Source organism: Thermococcus sp. Bubb.Bath (assembly GCF_012027595.1).
Classification (GTDB): Archaea; Methanobacteriota_B; Thermococci; order Thermococcales; family Thermococcaceae; genus Thermococcus.
Window position 1 is genome coordinate 1 of record NZ_SNUR01000045.1, and the last position, 420, is coordinate 420.

Consider the following 420-nt stretch of genomic DNA (forward strand, 5'->3'; position numbering starts at 1 on the left):
GGAGCCGGATGGGTAACCGACTTCATGGGAAAGCCCTCAATTCTTTTCGGCCTTGAAGCTATTGCAGAGCTTAAATGGTATGACAAGCTTGAGGGACTGATTGCTCATGAGTTTGGACACTTAGTCCACTGGCTTTTACGAGGAGAAGACATAGAAAAGCTCGAAGATGAGCAAATAATATGGCTCTACACGGAAGGATTCGCCCAGCGCATTGAAGATTTAATTACTAGCAGACCTTGGCACTTTGAGGAAGAAGGATGGTTCGAGTGGTGCGAAGAACATGAGAAGCTCCTTAAAGAAGAGTTCTTGAGGAGGGTTAAAAAGGGAGAAGCTTTGAATCCATTTTTCGGATCATGGTATCAGCTCTTTGGAAAACAGTTCTTAGGTTACTATCTTGGTTATAAGTTTATCCTAAAGCTT

1 pseudogene is annotated in these 420 nt (G+C 43.1%); it reads left to right on the forward strand.

Annotated elements, in window-relative coordinates:
- A pseudogene (locus E3E29_RS11445) lies at positions 1–420 on the forward strand (hypothetical protein); the annotation flags it as partial.